Below are 25,248 nucleotides of genomic sequence, written 5' to 3' on the forward strand. Positions count from 1 at the left end.
TAATCGATCGAGGACTTAACCCAATAAGTATTGAAATAAGTGAACGATATGAATTTCTTGATACGAACACATTATCTAGTTTTGAAGGATCAACCTTCAACTGAATATGTCTGGTAATGATGGCGAAGAGGTCACACCCGTTCCCATACCGAACACGGAAGTTAAGCTCTTCAGCGCCGATGGTAGTTGGGGGATCTCCCCCTGTGAGAGTAGGACGTTGCCAGGCAAATTTATAGGAAACCAGTGCTTATTAGATTAGGCGCTGGTTTTTTTGTGTTTCATGAGTTTGAGAGGAGGGGGAGTTTCGTGGTGAAGACATTTTGGAAGGGAGGAATTTAATGAGAGTGTCTTCATCGGGTATATGAAGACATTTTTAAGGGGAAAATTTCCTCGATAGTGTCTTCATTATGATTATGAAGACACTTTAAAGGGGGAGTTTTCAAGGATAGTGTCTTCATTGAAGTTTTATGGACATGTAGAAGGAGAGAATTTCATCATAGAGGTCGTAATCACTGTTATAAAGTCCTTCAGAAGCAGAAATTCCTAACCGAGAAGTCTTGATCACCGCTATAAAGACCATCTAACGCAGGGTTCCCCATCGTAGACGTCTTTGATTCTAAAATGTGAGCAAGAATACCTACCGAACCATTCTTCCATGATGAATTCTAAACCAAGTAACCACAATCTTTTTTTATCCAAAGACAAACACAGACTAGTAGGCTTTACATACACTAGATGTAGGAGATTGGTAGGCTGGGATTTTACTAAAGTAGTATACAATTTTTTGATTTGGTTAGAATAGTGGATGGAGGTGGAGAAAGAGACATGAAGTCAGCCATTCATTCATCATTTGGGGAAACGTGTATCGTTTGTGAAGAGCAGAAAGAAAAAGGAATACATTTATACACGTCGTTTATCTGTACGGAATGTGAGGGAACAATGCTTCAGACTGATGTGGAAGACCCGAAATATAAGTTTTATTTGCAACAGTTGAGGAAAATTACCATCCCAAAAATCTATTCGTAGTGTCTATATCCATTCAAAAAGAACTAAAAAACAAAAAATAGTCTGCTACTATGAAAAGTCCTGTCTAGGGCTTTTATTTTTTTAAGGTTCTCTTAAATGGCGGTTGACTATAAGTCTAAAGTTCTATCCGTTATAATGGGAGTATATAGAGGAAATGAATGATTAGAGGGTGTGCACATGTTAGATCAAACTAAAACACCTTTGTTTTCAGGACTAAGACGTCACTGGGAAGGTTCACCATTGTCTGGGCATGTTCCTGGTCATAAGTACGGTACGGTTCTTCCTGATGAAGCAAGGGATTATTATAAAGATATATTAAAGTTGGATGCAACGGAGATTACCGGATTGGATGATTTGCATGATCCAGAAGGCATGATAGATGAGGCGCAGCGTTTGGCGAGTAACTTATACGGTTCTGATGAAACATTTTTTCTGGTGAATGGATCTACAGTAGGCAACTTGGCCATGATTTTGGCCACGTGTACCCGTGGTAGCAAGGTGCTGGTGCAGAGGAATTGCCATAAGTCAGTATTAAATGGATTAGAGCTTGCAGGAGTAGATCCCGTTTTTTTACCGTGTGAAGTGGATGAGAATCTGGAGGTTGCTGTATCTGTCGATTTACCCTATCTATATGAGGCACTGGAATCGATAAACGGGATAACCGCTGTTGTGTTAACCAACCCGAATTATTACGGGGTAGCAGTAGATTTGGATGATATCATACGAGTTATACATAATCACGGCATTCCCGTTTTAGTGGATGAAGCGCATGGGGCCCACTTTCTGCTTGGGAGACCTTTTCCTAAGTCCGCACTCGTTAGTGGAGCGGATGTGGTTGTACATTCAGCGCATAAAACCTTGCCTGCAATGACAATGGGATCATGGATGCATATACAGGGGAATAGGGTAAAGAAGGAAAGAGTGATTCATTATCTTAAGATGTTACAGTCGAGCAGCCCATCCTATCCGTTAATGGCATCCTTGGATATTGCCAGATACTATCTTGCATGTTTGTCACAACAGGAGATACAAGCTATTGTAGAGGGGCTCAAAGTAATCCACCAAGAGCTGAAAAAGGTAAAGGAGATAGAAGTGGTTACTCCTATTAACAGCCGTTTATTTGTCGACCCTTTAAAGGTTACACTGCAATCCACTAACGGGCTGAGCGGGTTTAAACTTTCCAGTCTTCTGGAAAAAGAAGGTCTTTTTGTAGAACTGGCAGACCCTAAGAATGTATTAATTATTATGCCCCTAGCGGTGAATGAGAAAAAACATGATATGATAGAGAGAATAGTCCGGGCTGTAACCAATGAAACAGATGGAGGCCCAAAAAAGAAACAGATTACACTTCCGCCATTTCCAGCTGAAATTAGTGAACTTACTATTCCTTTTAGCAAACAAGCAGAGTATCGAAAGGTAAAATGTCCAATAGAGGAAGCGATCGGTGAGGTCGCTGCCGAAGCGATTGTGCCATATCCTCCTGGAATCCCACTTTTATTTAATGGGGAGATGATTACAAGCTCCACCGTGGAATACATAAAGGCCCTCCAACATATCGGTGCAAGGTTTCAAGCTAGCGAAGCGTTTAAAAGTAATTATATTTATATATATAAGAAGATAAAGGAGTAACAGGATTGTGAAGGGATTATTTATTACATTTGAAGGCCCTGAGGGTGCAGGAAAGACGTCTGTCATTCAGAAGTTGGCAGAGGAATTAACAGATCAGGAATATCCTATTTTACTAACAAGAGAACCCGGAGGCATTAGCATAGCAGAGCAGATTCGAAATGTTATTTTAGATTGTGACAACACAGAAATGGATGCAAGAACAGAAGCATTGCTTTATGCTGCCGCTCGCCGTCAGCACTTAGTGGAGCGGGTGATACCTGCATTAAAAGAAAATAAGATTGTTCTGTGTGACCGTTTTATCGATAGTTCTCTTGCCTATCAAGGCCATGCAAGGGGAATTGGTGTAGAAGACGTGCTTAGCATTAATGAGTTTGCAACGGAAAAAATGATGCCGTCCCTCACTATCTTTTTTGATATAGAACCAGAAGCAGGACTTAAGCGTATTGAAGCGAATAATAATCGGGAAGTTAACCGTTTAGATCAAGAAAAACTAGACTTCCATTATAAGGTGAAAGAGGGATATGACCTTGTAAAAGAGAAATATGGAGAAAGAATTACGGTAGTGGATGCTTCTATGGACTTTGAGTCCGTATGCAACCAAGTAAGAGAGGTTTTAATCTCCTATATTTCTAAACACGGATTCTAATTCTTATCATAAAAATAAATTACCAAATACGAAGTAATGAAGTAGAAGATAATTAATGGTAAAATAAAGGAGGCGCTTTAAATGAAAATGATTATGGCTGTTATTCAGGATAAAGATAGCAATCGATTAATGAATGCTTTGGTAGAACATAATTTCCGTGCAACGAAACTTGCGAGTACAGGCGGGTTTTTGAAGAGTGGAAACACCACTTTTATGATTGGTACGGAAGACGTTCGTGTACAAAAGGCATTGGATATCATTAAAGACAATTGTCAGCACAGGCAGCAATTGGTTGCACCTGTTTCGCCTATGGGTGGGAACGCAGATTCCTATGTTCCATACCCGGTAGAAGTGGAAGTGGGCGGCGCGACGGTCTTTGTCTTGCCTATTGAGCATTTTCATCAATTCTAACGTTAAGCGGCTGAAAGGCTGCTTTTTTCAGATAATAGTTCCATGAAATGAAGTTATGGGAAAGGGACATACTGTCATGAAAATTTCAACCGACCTTAGAACAAATGTAGATAATGCAAGGATGGATTTGAGAAGCGGTTCTGCTGCCACGACTGCCTTTGGTGAGGTCATGCAAAGACACTCCAGCAAACTGCATACCCAACAGTTGCAATTATTAATGAAGGATATTGAAATGGTAGGCGACCGCTTAGGAAATTCTCGCTCTTTCCAAGACTTGGCTAAGTATAAGACACTTGTTAAACGTTTTATGGAAGAGGCGGTTGAGTTTGGAATGGAGCTGAATCAGTCCCATCATTGGACAAATGACGGACAATCTAGGCATCTGCAAGTGGTCAAGCAGGTGGACGAAGCACTTCTTGGCCTGACTGAAAAAGTCATGAGCCAAGAGGAATCAAGAATAAACATATTAAGCAGTATTGGTGAGATTAAGGGCTTACTCATCAATTTATATATGTAGGTTAGTGAGTGATAAACAGTGATTAATAGTTGGTCGGAACTACAAAACCAGCCTACCGTTGCAAGAATCGTCACAAACAGTTTAGAGCGAAATAGAATTGCCCATGCTTATTTGTTAGATGGGATGAAGGGCACAGGAAAAAAAGAAGTCAGCTATCTATTTGCAAAGAGCTTGTTGTGTAAAGATCTAAAAGGAGTTAATCCCTGTCAGAGCTGTACAAATTGTAAGCGGATAGATTCCAGAAATCATCCGGATGTCCATGTAGTGGAGCCGGACGGTAACTCCATCAAGAAGCAACAAATTCAATTCTTGCAAGAAGAGTTTACGAAAACGGGCTTGGAATCTAAGAGGAAAATTTATATTATTGAGCATGCAGATAAGATGACGACCAATGCAGCCAATAGTTTATTGAAATTCTTGGAGGAACCGAACCAAGAAACGTTTGCCTTTTTATTGACGGAAAATGTCAATCAAATGTTAAATACGATCATTTCGAGGTGTCAGCCGTTATCGTTCCGCGCATTAACATCAGAAGGACTGATAACAAAGCTTACAGCACAAGATATTCCACTGCCATTAGCCAAGTCAGCAGCTTCCCTAACAAACAGTTTAGAGGAAGCAGTAGAATTATGTCGAGATGATTGGTTTGCGCTTGCTAGAAACTTAGTGATAAAATTGTATGAAGCAATATTTAATCGTCCTCAGGCATCTTTGCTATTTATACAAGAAAAATGGATGCCCCATTTTTCCGATAGAAAGCAGCTGGAGATAGGTTTAGATTTAATGCTATTTATTTATAAAGATATGCTGTATGCTCAGTTATCCAAAGAGGAGCAGCTGGTGTTTGTCGACGAGAAAGAGTTGATTCAAAAGTTGGCGCTCCAGACGACTCAACAGCGAGTGACCGAGCAACTGTCCTATATATTACAGAGCAAGTCTCGGTTGGCATCGAATGTGAATCCGCACCTTCTCATGGAACAATTAGCGTTAAACTTGCAGGAGGGATATTAGTTTGTATGAAGTAGTAGGAGTTCGTTTTAAAAAAGCAGGGAAAATATACTATTTTGACCCAAATGGGCTTGATATAAAAGATAATGAGTTTGTCATTGTGGAAACAGTTAGAGGTGTGGAGTTCGGAAAGGCTGTCATCGGTCAAAAGAATGTCGAAGAAAACGATGTCGTTCTGCCATTGAAAAAAGTACTCCGCATTGCTGATCAGAAAGACCGACTTATTGTAGAAGAAAATAAAAAGGCTGCAAACGAAGCGTTTGATGTATGTTTCGGTAAAGTAAATGACCATGGACTGGACATGAAGCTAGTCGATGTGGAATACACGTTTGATCGCAATAAGATCATCTTCTATTTCACAGCCGATGGACGTGTGGATTTCAGGGAACTTGTGAAAGATCTGGCTTCCATCTTCCGTACCAGAATTGAACTTAGACAAATTGGTGTTCGTGATGAAGCCAAACTTTTGGGTGGTATCGGCCCTTGTGGACGCATGCTTTGCTGTTCCACGTTCTTGGGAGACTTTGAACCGGTATCCATCAAAATGGCGAAGGATCAAAACCTGTCGTTGAATCCTTCCAAGATTTCCGGACTCTGTGGTCGTCTAATGTGCTGTCTGAAGTATGAAAATGACGAATATGAGTCCGCCAAGGAACAATTACCGGATTTAGATGAAGTAATTAAAACACCAAATGGGGTAGGCCGGGTTGTTGGATTAAATATACTCGAACGCGTGCTTCAAGTGGAGTTGTCCGGGAAGGACCGAGTGGTCGAATTTTCTCTAGACGAATTACTTCAAGAGGGAGCCGTTTCAACGCAAGCCACAGATTAAGAGGTGGAAAACTTGGACAAGAAGGAAATTTTTGATTCTGTCAGCAACATGGAAGAACAGATTGGACATTTATATAAACAGCTTGGAGAATTAAAAGAACACCTTGCCCTGATTATTGAAGAGAACAACAGTGTGCTGGTGGAAAACAGTCACCTCCGCAAACGTCTAGAGCAAATGACTGCTGTGGAGGATGAAACTCCTTTACCGGAACAAAAACGCAAGAAAAAGCAGCAGGACCAGCAAAAACAGACGGATGTAGGGGAAGGTTATGATAATTTGGCCAGGCTCTACCAGGAAGGGTTTCATATTTGTAACCTGAATTTCGGCAGTCCACGCAAAGAAGGGGATTGTATGTTTTGCTTGTCCTTTCTTAATAAGAAGTAAAGAGTCGCTTCTCCGTAACGGGGTGGCGGCTTTTTGTTTGTTTAGTACGTTTGATTTCCGTTCCAGGCGCTTCGCTTGCCTGCGGGCGGTCCGTGAGCCTCCTCACTTCGCCTGAGGGGTCTCACCTGTCCCTTCCTCCCGCGGGCGTCTGAGCGCCTTCCACTCCAATCAATAGGATTCACATCTCACTTATGGTGAAAGCAAAATCTTTATGCCTCTTATGTTTTTTGTTGGGATTGCGTTATAATAGGGAAAGATTATGGTACGAAAGGGTTTTGTTTGATGAAAGAAGTAGACCTTATAGGCGATGAGCGTCTGGATTATTTGTTGGCGGAGAATTTGCGGATCATACAGAGTCCCTCTGTGTTTTCCTTTTCGTTGGATGCTGTACTGTTAGCGCAATTTGTTTATGTTCCGATTCAAAAAGGGAATATAATGGATTTGTGCACAGGAAACGGCATCATCCCGCTATTATTGAGTAAACGGACAAAGGGAAACATCACTGGAATAGAGATTCAGGAGCGACTTGCGGGCATGGCTGAGCGGAGCTTTTCTTATAACGGGCTAGAGGAACAGCTAAAAGTAATCAACATGAATCTTAAAGAGCTTCCGGCAATGCTAGAGAACAAGAAGTTTGATGTTGTAACGTGCAACCCCCCTTATTTTCCTTTAACAGAGCAGGAAGAAAAGATAAACAGCAATATTCACTATGCTATTGCAAGGCATGAAATAGAATGCACGCTTGAGGATGTGGTACGGGTCAGCAGCCAGATTACAAAACAAGGAGGAAAAGTCGCTTTTGTACATCGTCCAGGCAGGCTTTTAGATATCATCTCCGTGATGAGGAAATACCGCATAGAACCAAAGCGTCTTCAATTTGTTCATTCCAAACTTGGAAAACCCGCCAATACACTATTAATAGAAGGAATAAAGGACGGCAACCCTGACCTAAAAATCCTTCCGCCACTATTAGTGTACGATGAAAACGGCGAATACACCCCAGAAGTGAGAAAGATGCTCTTTGGGTAAGGAAAGAACAATGATTAATAGAAGTTCTTAGCTGTTGATTGGAGCATAGGGCGAAGACTCCTGGGGGGAAGTAGCGACAATGTTGAGACCCCTGAAGCGTTGTGAGGAGGCTCAAGGTCGCCCCGCGGAAAGCGAAGCCCAGTGCGGAAATCGACAGCGGTGTTTACAGAACCCTAAAATAAATTATAGTAGCCAAGAAAAAAAGAGGGATACATTATGGACTTATGGCAACAAAATAGTTTTAACGATTCATATACTCAAGGCAGGCTTTATCTCATCCCAACCCCCATCGGGAACCTAGAAGACATTACCTACCGTTCTTTAAGGATGTTAAAAGAAGTAGACTATATCGCAGCAGAAGACACACGAAACACCAAAAAACTATGTAACTATTTTGAGATAACCACTCCATTGATCAGTTATCATGAACACAATAAAGAACAAAGCGGCAGAAAAATAATCGACCTTTTAAAAGAGGGAAAGGATGTTGGTCTCGTCAGTGATGCCGGAATGCCATCTATCTCAGACCCAGGGTATGAAATAGTGGTGGAGGCAATCGAAGAAAAGTTATATGTGGTTCCTTTGCCGGGAGCCAACGCAGCATTAACAGCTTTAATTGCGTCAGGGTTAGTCTCACAGCCTTTTTACTTCTATGGGTTCCTCGATCGTCAGAAGAAGGAAAAGAAAAAGGAATTAGAGCGTTTGAAAAAGTTCACAGATACATTTATTCTCTACGAATCTCCACATCGTTTAAAAGAAACGCTCAGCGTGATGCATGAGATACTAGGGAATCGTTCTATCGTTGTAAGCCGAGAGCTGACGAAGAAATTTGAAGAATTCACAAGAGGTAACATTTCTGAAGTATTGGCTCTTTATGAAGAGCAAGGAATCAAAGGGGAGTGTTGCATTATAATAGAAGGAAGTAGTGAAGAAGTCAACGATGATACTGAATCCTGGTGGCAAGACCTCTCCATTCAAGAGCACGTGCAACAAGTGATGGAGGTTGAAGGGCATTCCTCCAAAGAAGCCATCAAGCATGTGTCCAAAGAGCGTAACTTACCAAAAAGAGAAGTGTACCAAGCATTTCATGTTGAAGATTGAACAGAACCAATAAGTTTCTTCTGCAAATGAAGAAACCAGTGCTGATTAGATTATGCGCTGGTTTTTTGTATGTGAAGTAAGTTTTTGAGGGCAGAGGGCTGATGAAGACAATCTGCAAAGAATTTTTCTACTGAGATTGTCTTCATCGCCAACAATAGAGTTTCCTTACATTACAAATATAAAAAAGAGGGTGCCGCAGCACCCTCTTTTTTGTGTCATATCATTATTTAGCTTGTAAGTTGTTTTGGATCTCTTGGATAATTTTCTCTGCACCTTCACGGCTTAAGATGATTTTTCCATCTGCAAGAGTAAGGTTGTTGTCAGAAACTTCACCAGTAACTTGGCAAGTCATGTTTGGCTTGTATTTTTTCAAGATGATTTTTTCATCATCAACGTAGATTTCTAAAGCATCTTTCTCTGCAATTCCTAAAGTTCTGCGAAGCTCGATAGGAATAACCACGCGGCCTAACTCGTCAACTTTACGTACAATACCAGTAGATTTCATAAGAAAAATACCCCTCTCCAAATTATAAGTTATTATGAATAATATTAATCTATCATTTTCGTCATTATTCGACAAATCTAACGTGTTTTCATCATAACAATATTTACAAAATCCGTCAACATTTATGTTTGAAAATATTTGTATTTCTTTTAAAAATTGTATTCCAAAAGCGGAAAAATAGCTTTGTAATAAGGGTTTACTGGAATCTGTCTCAGGTTAACATTTACAATTACTTACTAATTTTCAATAGAATACTAACTTAATTATAATCATCATTCGACAAATTTCAACTAGTTTTTTCGACAAATTTTTCGACAAATGTCAAAGTGGTAGGAAAGACTTCGTTATGTGTGGCGGAAATGAAAGAGGATAGAAAAAGTTTTTGCTCAATCCTTAACAATACTGGCGTAAACCATGTATAATAGTTATAAAAAATAGGTTATGATGTTGATATATATAGGAAGTCGAAAACGCTCATCGCTCTCGTCCATTGGGCGGGAGTTTTCTACTTTTATATGTTTCGATTATAGGGAGGTAATTTATGATGGTAGCCGATAAAAAAACTTTTTACATTACAACACCTATCTATTATCCGAGTGGTAATTTACATATTGGTCATGCATATACGACGGTGGCGGGTGATGCGATGGCTCGTTATAAACGTCTTAAAGGCTTTGATGTGATGTACTTAACCGGTACAGACGAGCACGGACAAAAAATTCAGCGAAAAGCAGAAGAAAAAGGTGTCACTTCTCAACAATACGTAGACGATATTGTGTCAGGAATTAAAGAGCTTTGGGAAAAGCTTGATATCTCCTATGATGATTTCATTCGTACTACGGAAAGCCGCCATAAAGAAGTAGTAGAGAAAATATTTAAACAATTACTAGACCAAGGCGACATTTACTTGGATGAATACGAGGGATGGTATTCGGTTCCGGATGAAACATACTACAGAGAACACCAGTTAGTGGATCCGATTCACGAGAATGGGAAAGTGGTAGGAGGAAAGAGTCCGGACAGCGGCCATCCAGTTGAATTGGTGAGAGAGCAGTCTTACTTCTTCCGCATGGGTAAATATGTGGACCGTCTGCTTCAATATTACGATGAAAATCCAGATTTCATTCAACCAGAATCCAGAAAAAATGAAATGGTCAACAACTTCATTAAACCTGGACTTGAGGACCTTGCTGTTTCAAGAACTTCCTTTGATTGGGGAGTAAAGGTCCCTGGAGACCCGAAACATGTTATTTACGTATGGATTGATGCATTGTCCAACTATATCACTGCACTTGGTTATGGTACGGACAATGATGAGAAGTATATGAAATATTGGCCTGCAGATGTTCATCTTGTAGGGAAAGAAATTGTTCGCTTTCACACTATTTACTGGCCAATCATGTTGATGGCACTGGATCTGCCACTTCCAAAGAAAGTTTTTGCACATGGATGGCTTTTAATGAAAGATGGGAAGATGTCCAAATCAAAAGGGAATGTTGTAGACCCTGTCACTTTAATTGATCGTTATGGTCTCGATGCATTGAGATATTATCTATTAAGAGAAGTTCCGTTTGGAGCGGATGGTGTCTTCACACCTGAAGGCTTCGTGGAAAGAGTGAATTTTGACCTTGCCAATGACCTTGGAAACTTATTAAACAGAACGGTTGCCATGATTGATAAGTATTTTGACGGTGAAGTTCCTGTTTATAACGGTAATGTAACAGAGTTTGACGAGACGTTAAGCGAGCTTGCAGTGAACACAGTTCAGCAGTATGAAAATGCCATGGAAAACATGGAATTCTCTGTGGCGCTATCTTCTATCTGGCAGCTTGTAAGCAGAACGAACAAATATATAGATGAAACACAACCATGGGTGCTGGCAAAGAATGATGAGACAAAAGAACAGTTAGCTTCTGCCATGGCCCACCTTGCAGAATCATTGAGATTCATCGGGATTCTTTTAAAACCGTTCTTGACTAGAACACCAGGGAAGATTTTCGCGCAACTTGGAGTAAATGAGTCTCTAACTACTTGGGAAAGTTTATCCGCATTCGGCCAGATTCCTGCAGGAACGAAGACAGTAAAAGCAGACCCTATTTTCCCTCGCCTTGATGTGAAGGAAGAAGTAGAGCACATTAAACAAGTCATGCAGCCTTCAGCACCAGCAGAAAAAGCGGAAGAAAAGGTGGCAGAAGCACCACCAGTATCTGAAGAGATCACGTTTGATGATTTTATGAAGATAGATTTGCGTGTAGCAGAAGTGACTCACTGTGAGCCAGTGAAAAAGGCCGACAAGTTATTAAAGCTTCAATTGGATCTTGGTTATGAAAAGAGACAGGTAGTTTCCGGTATTGCAAAGTTTTACAAACCAGAGGAGCTAATTGGAAAGCGAGTTATTTGCGTAACAAACTTAAAACCTGTTAAACTACGCGGAGAGTTATCAGAAGGAATGATATTAGCAGGCGAAAAGGATGGGGTATTGTCCTTAGCTTCTGTAGACGCTTCCCTGCCGCTAGGTGCTAAAGTAAAATAATTAGTATTAGTTTTTGGATAAAATAATTTTAGAATGAAAGAGGTGTTTCACGTGTAACAACGGGTTGCACCTCTTTGTTTCTTTTTCGGGATGCTTTATGTTTATATTATATTAATAAAAGGATTTAATTCTCATTTCAACCAATATATTACGGGAGTGTTTTTCATGTTATTTGATACACATGTGCATTTAAATGCAGATCAATATGAGGAAGATTTACAAGAGGTAATTAATCGTGCGCAAGCTGAACAAGTAACGAATATGGTGGTGGTGGGGTTTGACAGAAAAACAATCACCAGAGCAATGGAGCTTGTGGAAAAATATGATTTTCTTTATGCAGCTGTAGGTTGGCACCCGGTCGATGCGATAGATATGACAGAAGAGGACCTAGCTTGGATAGAAGATCTCGCATCCCATGAAAAAGTAGTAGCAATCGGAGAGATGGGGCTTGACTATCATTGGGATAAATCGCCCAAAGATGTACAAAAAGAAGTGTTTCGCAAACAAATTCAGCTGGCGAAAAAAGTAAAACTTCCTATCGTCATCCATAACAGGGATGCAACAGCAGATGTAGTTCAAATTTTAAAAGAAGAGGATGCCAAAGAAGTGGGAGGAATCATGCATTGCTTTACGGGCAGCTTGGAAGTGGCGAAAGAATGTATGGAAATGAATTTCTTTATTTCATTTGGCGGGCCTGTCACGTTTAAAAATGCGAAAAAACCAAAAGAAGTGGTGAAAGAGATCCCGATGGAAAAACTTTTGATCGAAACAGACTGCCCATATCTTACCCCACATCCATACAGAGGAAAAAGAAATGAGCCAGGGTATGTGAGACTGGTTGCAGAACAAATTGCTGAGTTGAAAGAATTAACGATAGAGGAAGTAGCAGAAAAAACAACAGCAAATGCTAAGAAATTATTCGGCATAAAGTGACAAAAAATCTTGTCAAAAATGGTGGATACTTGTCCAATTCGGGGAAAAACAAATAAGTTCTACCTATCTACTTCTCCTCATAGGATAAACGTGTCGATAGTTTTCACTTCCCTTTTGTGAGAATTTTCTGCATAATAGACATTACGGTCGAGCCAATGGAAAGGGTTGACAAGTTACATAACTGTCTATATAATCCATTCGAGGAGAAGGAGGCGTTTTTTTACATGTTAAATAGCATGAAAAAACTGTTTTCTGGTAAGTTGAGCAGGACGAAACTGGTCATAACTTTAACTAGTTTCATAGTCTTCTCAACCATACTTGGCTTTGGTGTCTTTCATGGCACAAAGGCTGCTGTAACAGTGAATGTGGACGGTGAGGAAGTCACGGTGCGCACGCACGCAAAAACTGTAGCGGATATTCTAAAAGAGTTGGACATAGAAGTCCATCCTGAGGACCGATTGGAGCCTTCTAAGGATACCGTTGTCAGCGATTCCATGCAAATCGTCTGGGATCCTGCGAAAGAAGTGAAACTTGTCATCGATGATAAGGAACACAGCATTTATACGACAGCAGAGACAGTACAAGATTTCTTAGCAGAAAGAGATATAGATATAAAAGAGCACGATAAAGTAAGTCAAGAGTTAAATACCCCACTTAAAGACAATCTAGTCATTGCCATAGAAAAGGCATTTGAAGTTACATTGGATGTCGGGGGGGAAAAACAACAAGTATGGTCTACTTCGACTACGGTCGCTGACTTTTTAGAACAGCACGATATCACAGTAAATGATCTTGACCGAGTGGAGCCTAGTCTAGAAGAATTGGTAGCAAAAGATACTGTAGTTAATATTACTAGAGTTGAAAAGGTCACCGATGTAGTGGAAGAGCCTATAGAGTTTGGTGTTGTAACACAAAATGATAGTTCCCTTGATAAGGGAAAAGAACAAGTGGTTCAGCAAGGGGAAAATGGGACCGTTGCCAATCATTATGAAGTCATATTAGAGAACGGCAAAGAAGTTTCCCGTGAATTAGTGAAAACAGAAACGGTGAAAGAATCGTTAGACCGAATCGTTGCTGTTGGAACGAAAGCTCCGCCACAACCTAAACCGCAGCAGGTTGTCTCACGTAGTACAGAAACAAGTTCTAAAGAGTTTTATGTTTCTTCTACGGCCTATACAGCATTTTGTAATGGGTGTAGCGGTGTAACAAGTACGGGCATTAACTTACGTACAAATCCAGGAGCGAAAGTAATTGCAGTAGATCCAAGTGTCATTCCTTTAGGGACAAAAGTCTATGTGGAAGGCTATGGTTATGCTGTTGCAGGAGATACTGGCGGCGCTATCAAAGGCCACAAAATTGATGTTTTCTTCGCTAATAAAGATGCTGCTTATCGTTGGGGAAGGAAAAAAGTGAAAATCAAGATTCTTGATTAATGATATGTGATAGTTAGTTCAAGCAGGGGTTTCTTCATGCCTCTGCTTTTTTCTGTTAAAATAAATATTAGTAATAAAAGACAAAATAAAGTAGAATACATACTATTGTTTGTTTTTGCTTTCATATCATTAGACGTTTATCATAGACGAAAAGTTTCACTCTTTTGGAGGAAAAAATGAAAATAAAAGAAATTATTGTGGTGGAAGGAAAAGATGATACGGTAGCCATTAAACGGGCTGTTGATGCTGATACGATCGAAACAGGCGGATCGGCAATAAATGAGGAAATCCTAAACCGTATTAAGCATGCTCAGGACACAAGAGGTGTCATTGTATTCACAGACCCTGACTATCCTGGGGAAAAGATACGCCATACCATCAGAGAGGCTGTTCCTGGCTGTAAACACGCGTTTTTGTCTAAAGAAAAGGCGCGCGGCAAAAACGGCAAAGGGATAGGGGTAGAGCATGCCACAGTGAGTGATATTCAACAAGCGCTTAACGGGCTGCATCAAGAGTATGAACAGGAAACCGAAGAGATCCCCTTTGAAGCCCTTGTCTATTATGGACTTGTTGCGGGTCCTACAGCCAAAAAAAGAAGAGAGCGCCTTGGCATGGAACTTAACATTGGTTATACGAACGGCAAGCAGTTGCAAAAGCGCCTGCAAATGTTCCATATCTCTTTAGATAGATTGAAACAAGCAGTAACGAAAATTGATCAGGAGGAGCAATAAATGCATAAAGATATTGCCACACCGAAACGAACGAAAGAAATATTGGATAAGTACGGCTTCTCTTTTAAAAAGAGTCTGGGACAAAACTTCCTAATCGACACAAACATACTAAGGAATATTGTAGAATATGGGGAAGTGTCGGAAAAGACAGCAGCCATTGAAATTGGTCCAGGGATTGGGGCATTAACAGAGCAGATTGCCAAAAGAGCGGGCAAGGTTTTCGCATTTGAAATTGATCAAAGACTGTTGCCGATCTTGGAAGACACCCTATCTCCTTATGACAATGTTACAGTTATTCATAAGGATATTCTGAAGGCAGATGTAACAGAACTGATTGGTGAAGAGTTAAAGGCATTTGAGGAAGTGAGAGTGGTTGCCAATCTTCCGTACTACGTCACTACTCCTATTATCATGAAGCTATTGCAGGAAGGATTACCCCTAAAAAGCATTACTGTCATGCTGCAAAAGGAAGTAGCAGAGCGCATGGCCGCTAAGCCTGGTTCCAAGGAATATGGCTCTCTTTCCATTGCAGTGCAGTATTATACGCAGGCAGAAACCGTCATGATCGTCCCAAAAACAGTTTTTGTTCCACAGCCTAATGTGGATTCTGCGGTCATTCGACTGGTAGTCCGTGAGGAGCCGCCTGTTCGTGTGAAAGATGAGGACTTCTTCTTTGAAGTGGTTCGTGCAAGCTTTGGACAAAGAAGGAAGACGATTTTAAATAACCTGACAAGCAACCTGCCTGATGGAAAGGTAAAGAAACAAGGAATTGAAGCGGCACTAGCCAATACTTCCATTGATCCCAGAAGGCGTGGAGAAACTCTCTCCATTGAGGAGTTCGGTGCTTTGAGTGATGAATTGTTCCCACTGTTTAAAACGGAAACGGCCTGAAGTGGGTCGTTTTTTTATGTGAAATCCAGTTGCTTTCCGTTCCTGGCGCTTCGCTTGCCTGCGGGCGGTCCGTGAGCCTCCTGATATGAACGAAACTGTCAAGGCCCCCACTCAACTAGGTGTTTTTGTATTGTTTTTGTGCAACTCTAAGAAGAGAAGCCGATTTTACTTCTTTTTTAAGTGTTTGAGGTTAGCGTTTACGCTAGTTTAACTCCTTCTTTAGCTTACAAACTTTCTCCTCACCCCATGGAATGGTTGTCAAGTGCTCTCCTTGACTGCCATTCCATGGGGTGAGACGATCTTCAAGCTAAGAAGGATTTGGTCTTAATCCTCCTTGTTAAAGAAGGTAAGAACACGGCACGAAGGCAAAAAAATCAACTGCGGTTAGCATTCTGATATTCGTGGGTTTTCACATAGTATCTTTCCGTATAAAGGACTTTTCCACTAACTCAGGACGTGCGTTATTCTAATTAGAAATGGCACAGAGGAGGCACGTGGATTTTCCTTTTCGGTTTTTAACTTTGCCTTCGAGCCCTATTCTCAGGCTTCTTAAAAAGTGTTTACATCCATAGTCCCTTGTTGCGAAATGCTTTTTTACTGTGCTTTCGGTACATCTTCTACTTCTTGCATAACTGCCCAAATGAACCCAGCCAATTCTCTGGCAACTGCCGTAACGGTTTTACCTTTCTCTTTCCCTTTTGATACTAACCGATAATATTTATTATGAAGTCGATGTTGGGCTTTCCAGGATATTGCTTGTATGGTTGGAGATAGTCCATCTTGCCTTCTTCTCAAATTACCCTTCACAGCTGGTTGATAACGGTAACTCCATGCAGATTCTACTAATAAACGACGTACATGACGGTTGCCAGTTTTGGTAATCTCCCCTTGATATCTACTTTCTCCACTTGAATATTCACTAGGAATCAGTCCGACATAAGCCATAAAATGTCTAGGGGTGGCAAATCGTTTGAACGACCCTATTTCCGCTACAATACTTGTTGCCGTTAGAGTAGCGATTCCTCTTAAGCTTTGAAGTGCTTGAATTTTAGGAGCATGTGTACCTTCGGTAGCTTGAAGTTTTATCTCTTCATCTAACCTCTTAATTCGTTGAATTAACTCTTTTAATTGGTGGTAATACTCTTGTATTACTAATCTCAATGACGTATTCTCAAAGTTTAATGTATCTAACCATCTATAATATTTAGTGGTCCATTTATTTACTCCTACGGGAGGCTTTATATCATGACGCAATAGGAATTTACTTAATCGATGTTTGGCTCTTAATTCATCTTCTTTAGCATCTTCTCTACATCTGATAAGATCCCGTAAAGCTTCATCTTCTGAAGTAGGTACATAAATAGCAGTCAATTCACCTGCTCGATACAATTGAGCCAAACGTATGGAATCCCTTCGGTCTGTTTTGATTTTTTCCCCTGGTTTTTTAGGAATGAGAGAGGGAGCAATGACATCACAATGTACCCCATGAGAAAGAAACAACCTATACAATGGATAACCGGTTTGACCAGCTTCATAGCAAAATCGTAGATTTTCTTTACTTCCTAGCTTCTTGATTAACTTTCTGATGGCATCAGCAGTGTGAGGAATGAGCCCCCAATATCTAGGTGCTTCACGTCCCTCTTCGGCAACCGCAATCGCAATTTTTTCTTTAGATACGTCTAAACCTATGTATTTTATGGTATCCTGCATAATAACTAGCTCCTTCCGTAATGTAGCTCTGATTTGGTTTGGTTTTTCCAGTAAACATTCTAACCAAATTAACCTACGTTTTTACGAGTAAGGAGCTAGTTTCGTTCATGATAACTCACTCCGTTGCGGGGTCTCACCTGTCCCTTCCTCCCGCGGGCGTCTGCGCGCCTTCCACTCCAATCAACTTGGGGTACGCATTCAGCAGTGAATATTCATTATTCAAAAATGGATAAATCTTTTTTACAATGGATAAATCACTTTTGTAATGGATAAATCGTTTTTACGATGGATATAAGTGTCTTTACAATGGATAAAATCAATTTACAATGGATAAACGAAAATTCAACCAATATTCGAGTAACAAACTCAGCTAATATGAATGGTTTTGTCCCAAATTAATAAGAAAACACAAAAAAACTGCCACAGCACCAAGTATTCCCTCAAGATATGGCAGCTTTTATAATGCCCTGATATTATATTCGGGCCAATGCGCTCGCACCCTCCATTACACCAAGGAAAGTGCTCACACACCTAAAGTCCCGTGCATACTCTAGGTTAGATAGACCGTTGGGGTAAATGCCTTCTCCAAGTTGGAGGGAAAAAATGATGCTGAAAATTGGAGACATTGTTGCACGAAAATCCTATAATTATGACCTGTTATTTCGTGTGATGGATATACATGAAAATGAATTAAAACAGCGAGTTGTTTTATTATATGGGGAAGATGTCAGGCTGATGGCAGACGCCCTCTACGAAGATCTAAAAGTGGTAGATGGTAAAGAGCATATGACGAGAAAGCAACGAGCAGAATCCAAGGTCAACAGATCTTTGCAGCTACTGCAACAGGATTACCAGCTCATTCGGGAGAAGAATGAATACGAGGCAACAGGAGGCTATAGTACAGAGCAAAACTATTTTCAAGTGCCGGGGAAGGTGTTGCATTTGGATGGCGACCCTTTGTATTTAAAAAAGTGCCTGGAGCTTTACGAAAGAATTGGCGTACCAGTACATGGCGTGCATGCGAATGAGAAAGAAATGCCTCTGAAAATAACGGAGTTGATGGAAAGGTATCGACCAGATATTTTGGTCATCACCGGCCATGACGCATACTCCAAAAGCAAAGGGAAAGTGTCTGACCTTAAAGCATATCGCCACTCATGGCATTTTGTGCAAACAGTGAAAGAAGCCCGCCGGCTCCAACCAAACCTTGATCAGTTGGTCATTTTTGCAGGAGCGTGCCAGTCCCACTTTGAATCGTTAATACAGGCAGGTGCAAATTTTGCAAGCTCTCCTTCTCGAGTGAATATCCATGCGCTTGATCCAGTTTATATTGTGGGAAGAATCTGCTTTACTCCTTTTATGGAACGAGTAAATGTTTGGGATTTACTGAGGAATACATTAACAGGAGATAAGGGATTGGGAGGTATTGAGACAAGAGGAGTGTTACGAACAGGGATGCCATTTAGACCGTATAAAGAAAACGAAGAAGATGATGAAGACTCTTAACGGTGGAAGTTAAGGGTTTTTTGTCGTATTTTCGCATGCTTATCTTTGTTCAAAAACCTTTACTGGCAAGGCTTAAAAGGTGATTTTAAAATTTATACATATTTATTCCAATATATGCGCATAGTAAATGTAGACATATGATGATAATTGTAGACAGAAATATATTGACAGGTTGCTTTTGTGGTTGTTATAATTTTAAGTTTTATTTGATTTTTTATTAAAATTATGTTACACTAACTATAGTATAGTGAGGTGGAGTAAAATGGGAAAAACGTTAGTAGATATCAAAAGGACGTTAGATTCTAATTTAGGTAAAAAGTTAACTCTTCGTGCTAACGGTGGTCGTAGAAAGACAATTGAGCGCATAGGGATATTAGCAGAAACTTATCCATCAGTATTTGTAATAGAACTAGATCAAGACGAAAATGCTTTTGAACGTGTATCCTACAGCTATGCAGATGTCCTCACAGAGACGGTACAACTTACATTTTTTGAAGAAGGAAATATGGCCATAAGTGGGCAGTAGACAAATTTGTTTGCTGCTTTTTATTTTGCCCTTTTTTATAACATATAGCTGTTGATTGGAGCAAAAGGCGAAGACTCCTGAGGGAGATAGCGCTAGGTGGAGACCCCGCAGGCGAAGCCGAGGAGGCTTTCGTCAGCCACTAGGAAAGCGAAGCCATTTGCGGAAATCAACAGCGGTGTAAAAAGCAATCCTCTTAAAAATACATATATAACCGCTTATAAAAACACAAAAGCCCTCCAATACTAATATTGTCGCGTTCAACGATCAATGAGGAGGGCTTTTATCATGAGCAGAAGACGAAGCGTAATGTCTCATCAGCTTAAAGAAGAACTCGCAAAGGAACTTGGCTTCTATGATGTCGTCCAAAATGAAGGCTGGGGCGGAATAAAAGCCAAGGATGCCGGGAACATGGTTAAACTTGCCATAGAAATGGCAGAGCGACAACTTATAAACCATCAACCAAAATAGATAAAAGAAGAACCGAAGTGTAAGCCACTTCGGTTTTTTAGCAGCATAAAAAAGTAGGCCACTTTTGAAAACATAATATTTCCCATTCATGGAGATATTTCTGTCAAGGAATATGGTACAATACATAGATAATTGGAGACGAATAAAGAAGGTGAAGAAAGTGAGACTGTTAGAAAAAGCACCAGCGAAAATAAACTTGTCGCTAGATGTGCTACATAAGCGTCCAGACGGATTCCATGAAGTGAAAATGATTATGACCACTATCGATCTAGCTGACCGTATTGAACTGTCAGAGCGAAAAGATGGTCAAATCACGATTCTATCTCATAATCGTTATGTTCCGGACGACAATCGAAATTTGGCCTACCAAGCAGCTGCCCTGTTAAAAGAACGGTTTAACGTGAAGCAAGGGGTTTCCATCGGAATAACAAAGGTGATTCCTGTTGCTGCAGGATTGGCTGGCGGAAGCAGTGACGCGGCTGCTACGCTACGTGGTTTGAACAGGCTTTGGAAACTTGGGTTAACCTTGGATGAGCTGGCTGAGATTGGAGCTGAAATAGGTTCTGATGTATCGTTCTGTGTGTATGGCGGAACTGCCCTTGCAACCGGAAGAGGGGAAATTGTTCAACATATCCCAGCACCGCCTCATAGCTGGATTGTGCTTGCGAAACCGACAATAGGTGTATCAACTGCAGAAGTGTATAATAACCTTGACCTTAGCAAGGTAGAGCATCCGGATGTGGAAGGTATGCTTGGTGCCATTCATGAAAATGATTATGAAAAGATGATTGGGCTTGTTGGAAATGTGTTGGAAAGTGTTACCTTGAAGCTTTATCCGGAAGTGGCACACATCAAAGAACAGATGAAAAAATTCGGAGCGGATGCCGTACTGATGAGCGGAAGTGGACCGACTGTCTTCGGAATCGTTCAATATGATTCAAGAATGCATCGCATTTGCAATGGACTGAGAGGGTTCTGTGATCAAGTGTTTGCCGTCAGAATCCTTGGCGAGCGGAACAGTCTTGATTAAATCCGGATATTAATGTTATATTTACATTAGAATATTCGGATTTTAGGAGGAAGTAGCATGAAATTACGTCGAAGTGGTCGTCTTGTGGACATGACTCATTATTTGTTGCAGCATCCACAAGGATTAGTTCCGCTTTCCTTCTTTGCTGACCGTTATGGGTCTGCAAAGTCTTCTATCAGTGAAGATCTTGGAATCATTAAACAAACTTTTGAAGAGCAAGGAATCGGAACGCTTGTCACAGTACCTGGTGCTGCTGGCGGTGTTAGGTATATCCCATATGTAAACCATGAAGAGGCATCTGCCTACCTTGAGGAACTGTGTGAAATGATTGCAAAGCCGGAAAGATTACTACCAGGCGGTTACCTATATATGACCGATATCCTTGGTAACCCAAAAGTGTTAAATAAAGTGGGGAAAATGTTTGCAACAGCATTCAGTCATAAAAAAGTAGATGTTGTCATGACGATGGCGACAAAAGGAATTCCGCTTGCACATGCAGTGGCGAGCTTTTTAAATGTACCGGTTGTCATTGTAAGACGTGACAGCAGGGTTACAGAAGGATCTACAGTAAGCATAAATTATGTTTCAGGTTCATCCAAAAGAATTCAAACAATGGTATTGGCAAAAAGAAGCTTGGAAACAGGTTCTAACGTTTTGATCATTGATGATTTCATGAAAGCTGGCGGGACAGTAAGCGGAATGGTGAATCTACTGGCTGAATTTCAAGCGACCGTAGCAGGTATCGGGATTCTAGTGGAGTCTGAAAACATTGAAGAACGCCTGGTCGATGACTATGTTTCCCTGGCTAAGCTTGAAAAGGTAAGTGAAAGAGACCGACAGATAGAAGTGCAGCAAGGCAACTATCTTCAGCATGTGAAAGAAAATATTACATTAAACTAAAGGGTGTGTAAGTTCATGAAAGTTGTTCATACAGATGCCGCTCCAAAAGCGATAGGTCCATATTCCCAGGGGATCATCGTCAACAATCTTTTTTACAGTTCAGGTCAAATACCGTTGTTGCCAAGTGGAGAACTACTAGAAGGGGATGTGAAAGAACAAACCCATCAAGTGTTTAAAAACTTGCAAGCGGTACTAGAAGAAGCCGGAGCATCCTTTGAGACGGTAGTAAAAGCTACTGTATTCATTAAAGATATGAATCAATTTGGAGATATTAACGAAGTGTATGGGGAGTATTTCTCTACCCACAAACCTGCAAGATCCTGTGTGGAGGTTGCACGTTTACCGAAAGATGTTCTTGTAGAAATAGAGGTTATCGCTCTAGTAAAATAGAATCTGTTCTTTTTACACCAATTTGCCCAAAATTTTCAAAAAAAATTTGAAAATAAGAAGGAATTCTAGAAAATTTAGAGAATTTATAATACTAAGTTTTTTATTGGGACAAAAGGTGGTGAACAGAATGGAAGTAACTGACGTAAGATTACGCCGCGTAAATACCGATGGTCGCATGAGAGCTATCGCATCTATTACATTAGATCATGAATTCGTTGTTCATGACATCCGTGTAATCGATGGAAACAACGGCTTGTTCGTTGCGATGCCTAGTAAACGTACGCCGGATGGAGAATTCCGCGATATCGCGCACCCAATCAACTCAGGGACGCGTGGGAAAATCCAAGAAGCGGTTCTAGCAGAGTACCACCGCTTAGGCGAATTAGAAGTAGAATACGAAGAAGCAGGCGCTTCTTAATCGATAGAAGGTGAAACAGGCTGTTATGCAGCCTGTTTTTTCTTTTGGCCATTTTTGACAAATAAATGTACTTTCGCGTACTTCCTTGAAATGGGCAACGTTTTAGGATATATTCGTAATGGATAATTAGGTGAAAATGGAGGCCGTTATGATAAATCGATATGCCGTAATTTTAGCAGCTGGACAAGGTACACGGATGAAATCCAAATTATATAAAGTGTTACACCCTGTTTGTGGCAAGCCAATGGTTCAACATGTCGTGGATCATGTTTCTGCACTCAACTTCGAGAAGATAGTAACAGTGGTGGGACACGGAGCGGACACAGTAAAGAGCCATCTTGGATCAAAAAGCGAATATGCCCTTCAGGCAGAACAGTTAGGAACGGCGCATGCAGTTATGCAAGCCGCACCAATGCTTCAGGATAAAAAAGGCGTAACACTGGTCATTTGTGGAGATACTCCACTTATCACACCGGAAACAATGCAGGAATTGCTTGATCTGCACGAAAACACAGGAGCAAAGGCTACTATCCTGACAGCTTATGCAGAAGACCCTACTGGATATGGACGCATTATCCGTAACAGCGAAGGGCATGTTGGGAAAATTGTGGAGCATAAGGACGCTAGTGAAGATGAGCGTAAAGTGACAGAAATTAATACGGGTACTTACTGCTTCGACAATGAAGCACTTTTTACAGCGCTTAACAACGTTTCAAATGACAATGTGCAAGGAGAATATTACCTTCCAGATGTCATTGAAATTTTGAAAGAACAAGGCGATATCGTTTCTGCCTACCAGACATTGGATTTTGATGAAACACTTGGAGTCAATGACAGAGTAGCGCTTTCTCAAGCTGAAAAAACCATGAAGAAAAGAATTAATAAAAAACATATGATCAATGGAGTAAGTATCATTGACCCAGATAACACGTATATTTCTGCAGATGCGGAGATTGGCAGAGATACAGTCATCAGCCCTGGTACTATCATCTTGGGTGCTTCTAAAATTGGAGAGGATTCCATCATCGGTCCAAACTCTGAAATTAAAGACTGCCAAATCGGGGACCGTACAACTATCCGCCAATCTGTGGCGCATGACAGCGAGATTGGGAACGATGTAAATATCGGACCGTTTGCTCACGTAAGACCGGATTCCAAGATTGGCAATGAAGTGAAGCTTGGAAACTTTGTCGAAGTAAAAAAAGCGACATTTGGCAACGGAAGCAAGGCTTCTCACCTTAGCTATATTGGCGATGCGGAAGTCGGAGCGGATGTAAACCTCGGTTGCGGTTCTATCACTGTCAACTATGATGGGAAGAAGAAATACTTAACTAAAATTGAAGATGGTGTGTTTGTAGGTTGCAACTCCAATTTGGTGGCACCTGTGACTATTGGCAAAGGCGCATATGTTGCAGCAGGATCTACCATCACAGAAGATGTACCAGGTGATGCACTGTCCATCGCACGCGCTCGCCAAGTAAACAAAGAAAACTACGTAAACAAGATTCACAATAAATAAAAACCTGTTTCAGAGAGTTTTACAGCTGTTGATTGGAGCACAGGGGGAAGACTCCCTAGGGAGATAGTGCTAAGGTGGAGACCCCGCAGGCGCAGCCGAGGAGGCTCCAGCAGCACCCCTAGGAAAGCGAAGCCCGGTGCGAAAATCAAAAGCGGTGATTAACAAAGTCATTAAAAGAAGCCATTAAATAAACCTAGCGGAGGGTTCAAGAAATCATGCCAAAGTATGCAGATTCTAATCTAAAGATTTTCACATTAAATTCCAATACAGCCTTAGCCGAAGAAATTGCACAACACGTAGGTGTTCCAATCGGAAAATGTTCCGTTGCCCGTTTCAGTGATGGAGAGGTACAAATCAACATCGAGGAAAGCATCCGTGGATGTGACGTGTATGTTATCCAATCTACAAGCGCACCTGTAAATGAACATATCATGGAGACGCTTATCATGATTGACGCACTAAAACGTGCTTCTGCAAAAACGATCAATATCGTAATGCCGTATTACGGATATGGAAGACAAGACCGTAAAGCGCGCGCGCGTGAACCGATCACAGCGAAATTAGTGGCAAACCTGTTAGAAACTGCTGGAGCAGACCGCGTTATCACGCTTGATTTGCATGCACCTCAAATTCAAGGATTCTTTGATATTCTTATTGACCATTTAATGGGTGTTCCTATTTTGGCAGAGTACTTTGACAGCAAAGGCCTAGAGGATCTTGTTATCGTTTCACCGGATCACGGTGGTGTAACAAGAGCAAGAAAGCTTGCAGACCGTTTGAAAGCTCCGATTGCTATCATTGACAAACGCAGACCTCGTCCAAATGTTGCAGAGGTGATGAACATTGTAGGTCATATTGAAGGTAGAACGGCAATCTTGATTGATGACATGATTGATACTGCGGGTACTATTACATTGGCGGCAAATGCCCTGATAGAAAATGGTGCAAAAGAAGTGTATGCATGCTGTACACACCCAGTGTTATCAGGTCCGGCTATTGAACGTATCCAAAACTCTAAGATTAAAGAATTGGTAGTGACCAACACCATTTCTTTAGCGGAAGATAAGAAAATCGAAAAGATTACACAACTATCCGTTGCAGAGCTTATTGCTGAAGCGATTATTCGGGTGCATGAAGAGAAATCCGTTAGTACTTTATTTGATTAATCCGTA

The 25,248-nt window shown here is 40.9% G+C and carries 26 protein-coding genes and 1 rRNA gene; 25 read left to right on the top strand and 2 right to left on the bottom strand.

The features are described 5' to 3' along the window. The first annotated feature begins 109 nt into the window (after positions 1 to 109). The 11 genes from rrf (at position 110) to rsmI (ending at position 8,583) form a co-directional block, all read left to right on the top strand. A 5S ribosomal RNA gene (rrf, locus tag FZC76_RS21285) occupies positions 110 to 226 on the top strand. Positions 227 to 825: 599 nt separating this feature from the next. Then, complete coding sequence (locus tag FZC76_RS21290; RefSeq protein WP_148990123.1) at positions 826 to 1,026, top strand: sigma factor G inhibitor Gin; 201 nt, start codon at positions 826 to 828, stop codon at positions 1,024 to 1,026. A 177-nt stretch (positions 1,027 to 1,203) separates the two neighbouring features. After that, a complete protein-coding gene (locus FZC76_RS21295; protein ID WP_148990124.1) occupies positions 1,204 to 2,655 on the top strand; it encodes an aminotransferase class I/II-fold pyridoxal phosphate-dependent enzyme in 1,452 nt (483 codons plus the stop codon). A gap of 7 nt (positions 2,656 to 2,662) precedes the next feature. Then, positions 2,663 to 3,301, top strand: a complete 639-nt coding sequence (gene tmk, locus FZC76_RS21300) for a dTMP kinase (RefSeq protein ID WP_187442177.1) — start codon at positions 2,663 to 2,665, stop codon at positions 3,299 to 3,301. Between the two features lie 81 nt (positions 3,302 to 3,382). Then, a complete protein-coding gene (locus tag FZC76_RS21305) occupies positions 3,383 to 3,712 on the top strand; it encodes a cyclic-di-AMP receptor (RefSeq protein WP_010191354.1) in 330 nt (109 codons plus the stop codon). 76 nt (positions 3,713 to 3,788) lie between these two features. Further along, positions 3,789 to 4,229, top strand: coding sequence for a YaaR family protein (locus FZC76_RS21310; protein ID WP_148990126.1), 441 nt, complete (start codon positions 3,789 to 3,791; stop codon positions 4,227 to 4,229). A gap of 18 nt (positions 4,230 to 4,247) precedes the next feature. Further along, a complete protein-coding gene (holB, locus tag FZC76_RS21315) occupies positions 4,248 to 5,240 on the top strand; it encodes a DNA polymerase III subunit delta' (protein ID WP_148990127.1) in 993 nt (330 codons plus the stop codon). Between the two features lies 1 nt (position 5,241). Next, a complete protein-coding gene (locus tag FZC76_RS21320) occupies positions 5,242 to 6,069 on the top strand; it encodes a PSP1 domain-containing protein (protein WP_148990128.1) in 828 nt (275 codons plus the stop codon). A 12-nt stretch (positions 6,070 to 6,081) separates the two neighbouring features. Continuing rightward, complete coding sequence (gene yabA / locus FZC76_RS21325; protein WP_148990129.1) at positions 6,082 to 6,453, top strand: DNA replication initiation control protein YabA; 372 nt, start codon at positions 6,082 to 6,084, stop codon at positions 6,451 to 6,453. A 282-nt stretch (positions 6,454 to 6,735) separates the two neighbouring features. Further along, entirely contained in the window at positions 6,736 to 7,482 is a 747-nt protein-coding gene (locus FZC76_RS21330) for a tRNA1(Val) (adenine(37)-N6)-methyltransferase (protein ID WP_148990130.1), read from the top strand. 216 nt (positions 7,483 to 7,698) lie between these two features. Continuing rightward, complete coding sequence (gene rsmI, locus FZC76_RS21335; protein WP_148990131.1) at positions 7,699 to 8,583, top strand: 16S rRNA (cytidine(1402)-2'-O)-methyltransferase; 885 nt, start codon at positions 7,699 to 7,701, stop codon at positions 8,581 to 8,583. 223 nt (positions 8,584 to 8,806) lie between these two features. Here the strand turns inward: rsmI and FZC76_RS21340 are convergent, their stop codons facing one another. Beyond that, positions 8,807 to 9,088, bottom strand: coding sequence for an AbrB/MazE/SpoVT family DNA-binding domain-containing protein (locus FZC76_RS21340; RefSeq protein ID WP_010191364.1), 282 nt, complete (start codon positions 9,086 to 9,088; stop codon positions 8,807 to 8,809). Positions 9,089 to 9,632: 544 nt separating this feature from the next. Between FZC76_RS21340 and metG the strand changes: the two genes are divergently transcribed. The 5 genes from metG (at position 9,633) to rsmA (ending at position 15,609) form a co-directional block, all read left to right on the top strand. Then, a complete protein-coding gene (gene metG / locus FZC76_RS21345) occupies positions 9,633 to 11,621 on the top strand; it encodes a methionine--tRNA ligase (RefSeq protein ID WP_148990171.1) in 1,989 nt (662 codons plus the stop codon). Positions 11,622 to 11,786: 165 nt separating this feature from the next. Next, positions 11,787 to 12,554, top strand: coding sequence for a TatD family hydrolase (locus FZC76_RS21350; RefSeq protein ID WP_148990132.1), 768 nt, complete (start codon positions 11,787 to 11,789; stop codon positions 12,552 to 12,554). Between the two features lie 224 nt (positions 12,555 to 12,778). Next, positions 12,779 to 13,987, top strand: a complete 1,209-nt coding sequence (locus tag FZC76_RS21355) for a G5 and 3D domain-containing protein (RefSeq protein WP_148990133.1) — start codon at positions 12,779 to 12,781, stop codon at positions 13,985 to 13,987. Positions 13,988 to 14,163: 176 nt separating this feature from the next. Beyond that, positions 14,164 to 14,718, top strand: coding sequence for a ribonuclease M5 (gene rnmV / locus FZC76_RS21360; RefSeq protein WP_187442178.1), 555 nt, complete (start codon positions 14,164 to 14,166; stop codon positions 14,716 to 14,718). Beyond that, on the top strand, positions 14,719 to 15,609 hold the full coding sequence (gene rsmA, locus FZC76_RS21365; RefSeq protein ID WP_148990135.1) for a 16S rRNA (adenine(1518)-N(6)/adenine(1519)-N(6))-dimethyltransferase RsmA: 891 nt from the start codon (positions 14,719 to 14,721) through the stop codon (positions 15,607 to 15,609). A 594-nt stretch (positions 15,610 to 16,203) separates the two neighbouring features. On the opposite strand, the gene FZC76_RS21370 is transcribed toward rsmA, so the two are convergent. Next, positions 16,204 to 17,319, bottom strand: a complete 1,116-nt coding sequence (locus FZC76_RS21370) for an IS110 family RNA-guided transposase (protein WP_148990136.1) — start codon at positions 17,317 to 17,319, stop codon at positions 16,204 to 16,206. A gap of 603 nt (positions 17,320 to 17,922) precedes the next feature. Between FZC76_RS21370 and yabG the strand changes: the two genes are divergently transcribed. The 9 genes from yabG to FZC76_RS21415 all read left to right on the top strand — a co-directional run bounded on the left by yabG (position 17,923) and on the right by FZC76_RS21415 (position 25,242). Further along, the gene (gene yabG / locus FZC76_RS21375) at positions 17,923 to 18,825 is read left to right on the top strand and encodes a sporulation peptidase YabG (protein WP_148990137.1); all 903 of its coding nucleotides are present in this window, start codon (positions 17,923 to 17,925) and stop codon (positions 18,823 to 18,825) included. Positions 18,826 to 19,087: 262 nt separating this feature from the next. Then, complete coding sequence (gene veg, locus FZC76_RS21380; protein ID WP_010191377.1) at positions 19,088 to 19,351, top strand: biofilm formation stimulator Veg; 264 nt, start codon at positions 19,088 to 19,090, stop codon at positions 19,349 to 19,351. A gap of 285 nt (positions 19,352 to 19,636) precedes the next feature. After that, positions 19,637 to 19,819, top strand: coding sequence for a small, acid-soluble spore protein, alpha/beta type (locus FZC76_RS21385; RefSeq protein ID WP_148990138.1), 183 nt, complete (start codon positions 19,637 to 19,639; stop codon positions 19,817 to 19,819). A gap of 160 nt (positions 19,820 to 19,979) precedes the next feature. Continuing rightward, positions 19,980 to 20,849, top strand: coding sequence for a 4-(cytidine 5'-diphospho)-2-C-methyl-D-erythritol kinase (gene ispE / locus FZC76_RS21390; protein WP_148990139.1), 870 nt, complete (start codon positions 19,980 to 19,982; stop codon positions 20,847 to 20,849). A 57-nt stretch (positions 20,850 to 20,906) separates the two neighbouring features. Beyond that, complete coding sequence (purR, locus tag FZC76_RS21395) at positions 20,907 to 21,749, top strand: pur operon repressor (protein WP_148990140.1); 843 nt, start codon at positions 20,907 to 20,909, stop codon at positions 21,747 to 21,749. A gap of 15 nt (positions 21,750 to 21,764) precedes the next feature. Continuing rightward, complete coding sequence (ridA, locus tag FZC76_RS21400) at positions 21,765 to 22,139, top strand: 2-iminobutanoate/2-iminopropanoate deaminase (protein WP_148990141.1); 375 nt, start codon at positions 21,765 to 21,767, stop codon at positions 22,137 to 22,139. 127 nt (positions 22,140 to 22,266) lie between these two features. After that, complete coding sequence (spoVG, locus tag FZC76_RS21405; RefSeq protein ID WP_010191385.1) at positions 22,267 to 22,557, top strand: septation regulator SpoVG; 291 nt, start codon at positions 22,267 to 22,269, stop codon at positions 22,555 to 22,557. Between the two features lie 148 nt (positions 22,558 to 22,705). Continuing rightward, positions 22,706 to 24,076, top strand: a complete 1,371-nt coding sequence (gene glmU / locus FZC76_RS21410) for a bifunctional UDP-N-acetylglucosamine diphosphorylase/glucosamine-1-phosphate N-acetyltransferase GlmU (RefSeq protein ID WP_148990142.1) — start codon at positions 22,706 to 22,708, stop codon at positions 24,074 to 24,076. Positions 24,077 to 24,291: 215 nt separating this feature from the next. After that, on the top strand, positions 24,292 to 25,242 hold the full coding sequence (locus tag FZC76_RS21415) for a ribose-phosphate diphosphokinase (RefSeq protein WP_148990143.1): 951 nt from the start codon (positions 24,292 to 24,294) through the stop codon (positions 25,240 to 25,242). Positions 25,243 to 25,248 lie beyond the last annotated feature (6 nt).

It is taken from the genome of Sutcliffiella horikoshii (assembly GCF_008180725.1).
GTDB lineage: Bacteria > Bacillota > Bacilli > Bacillales > Bacillaceae_I > Sutcliffiella_A > Sutcliffiella_A horikoshii_B.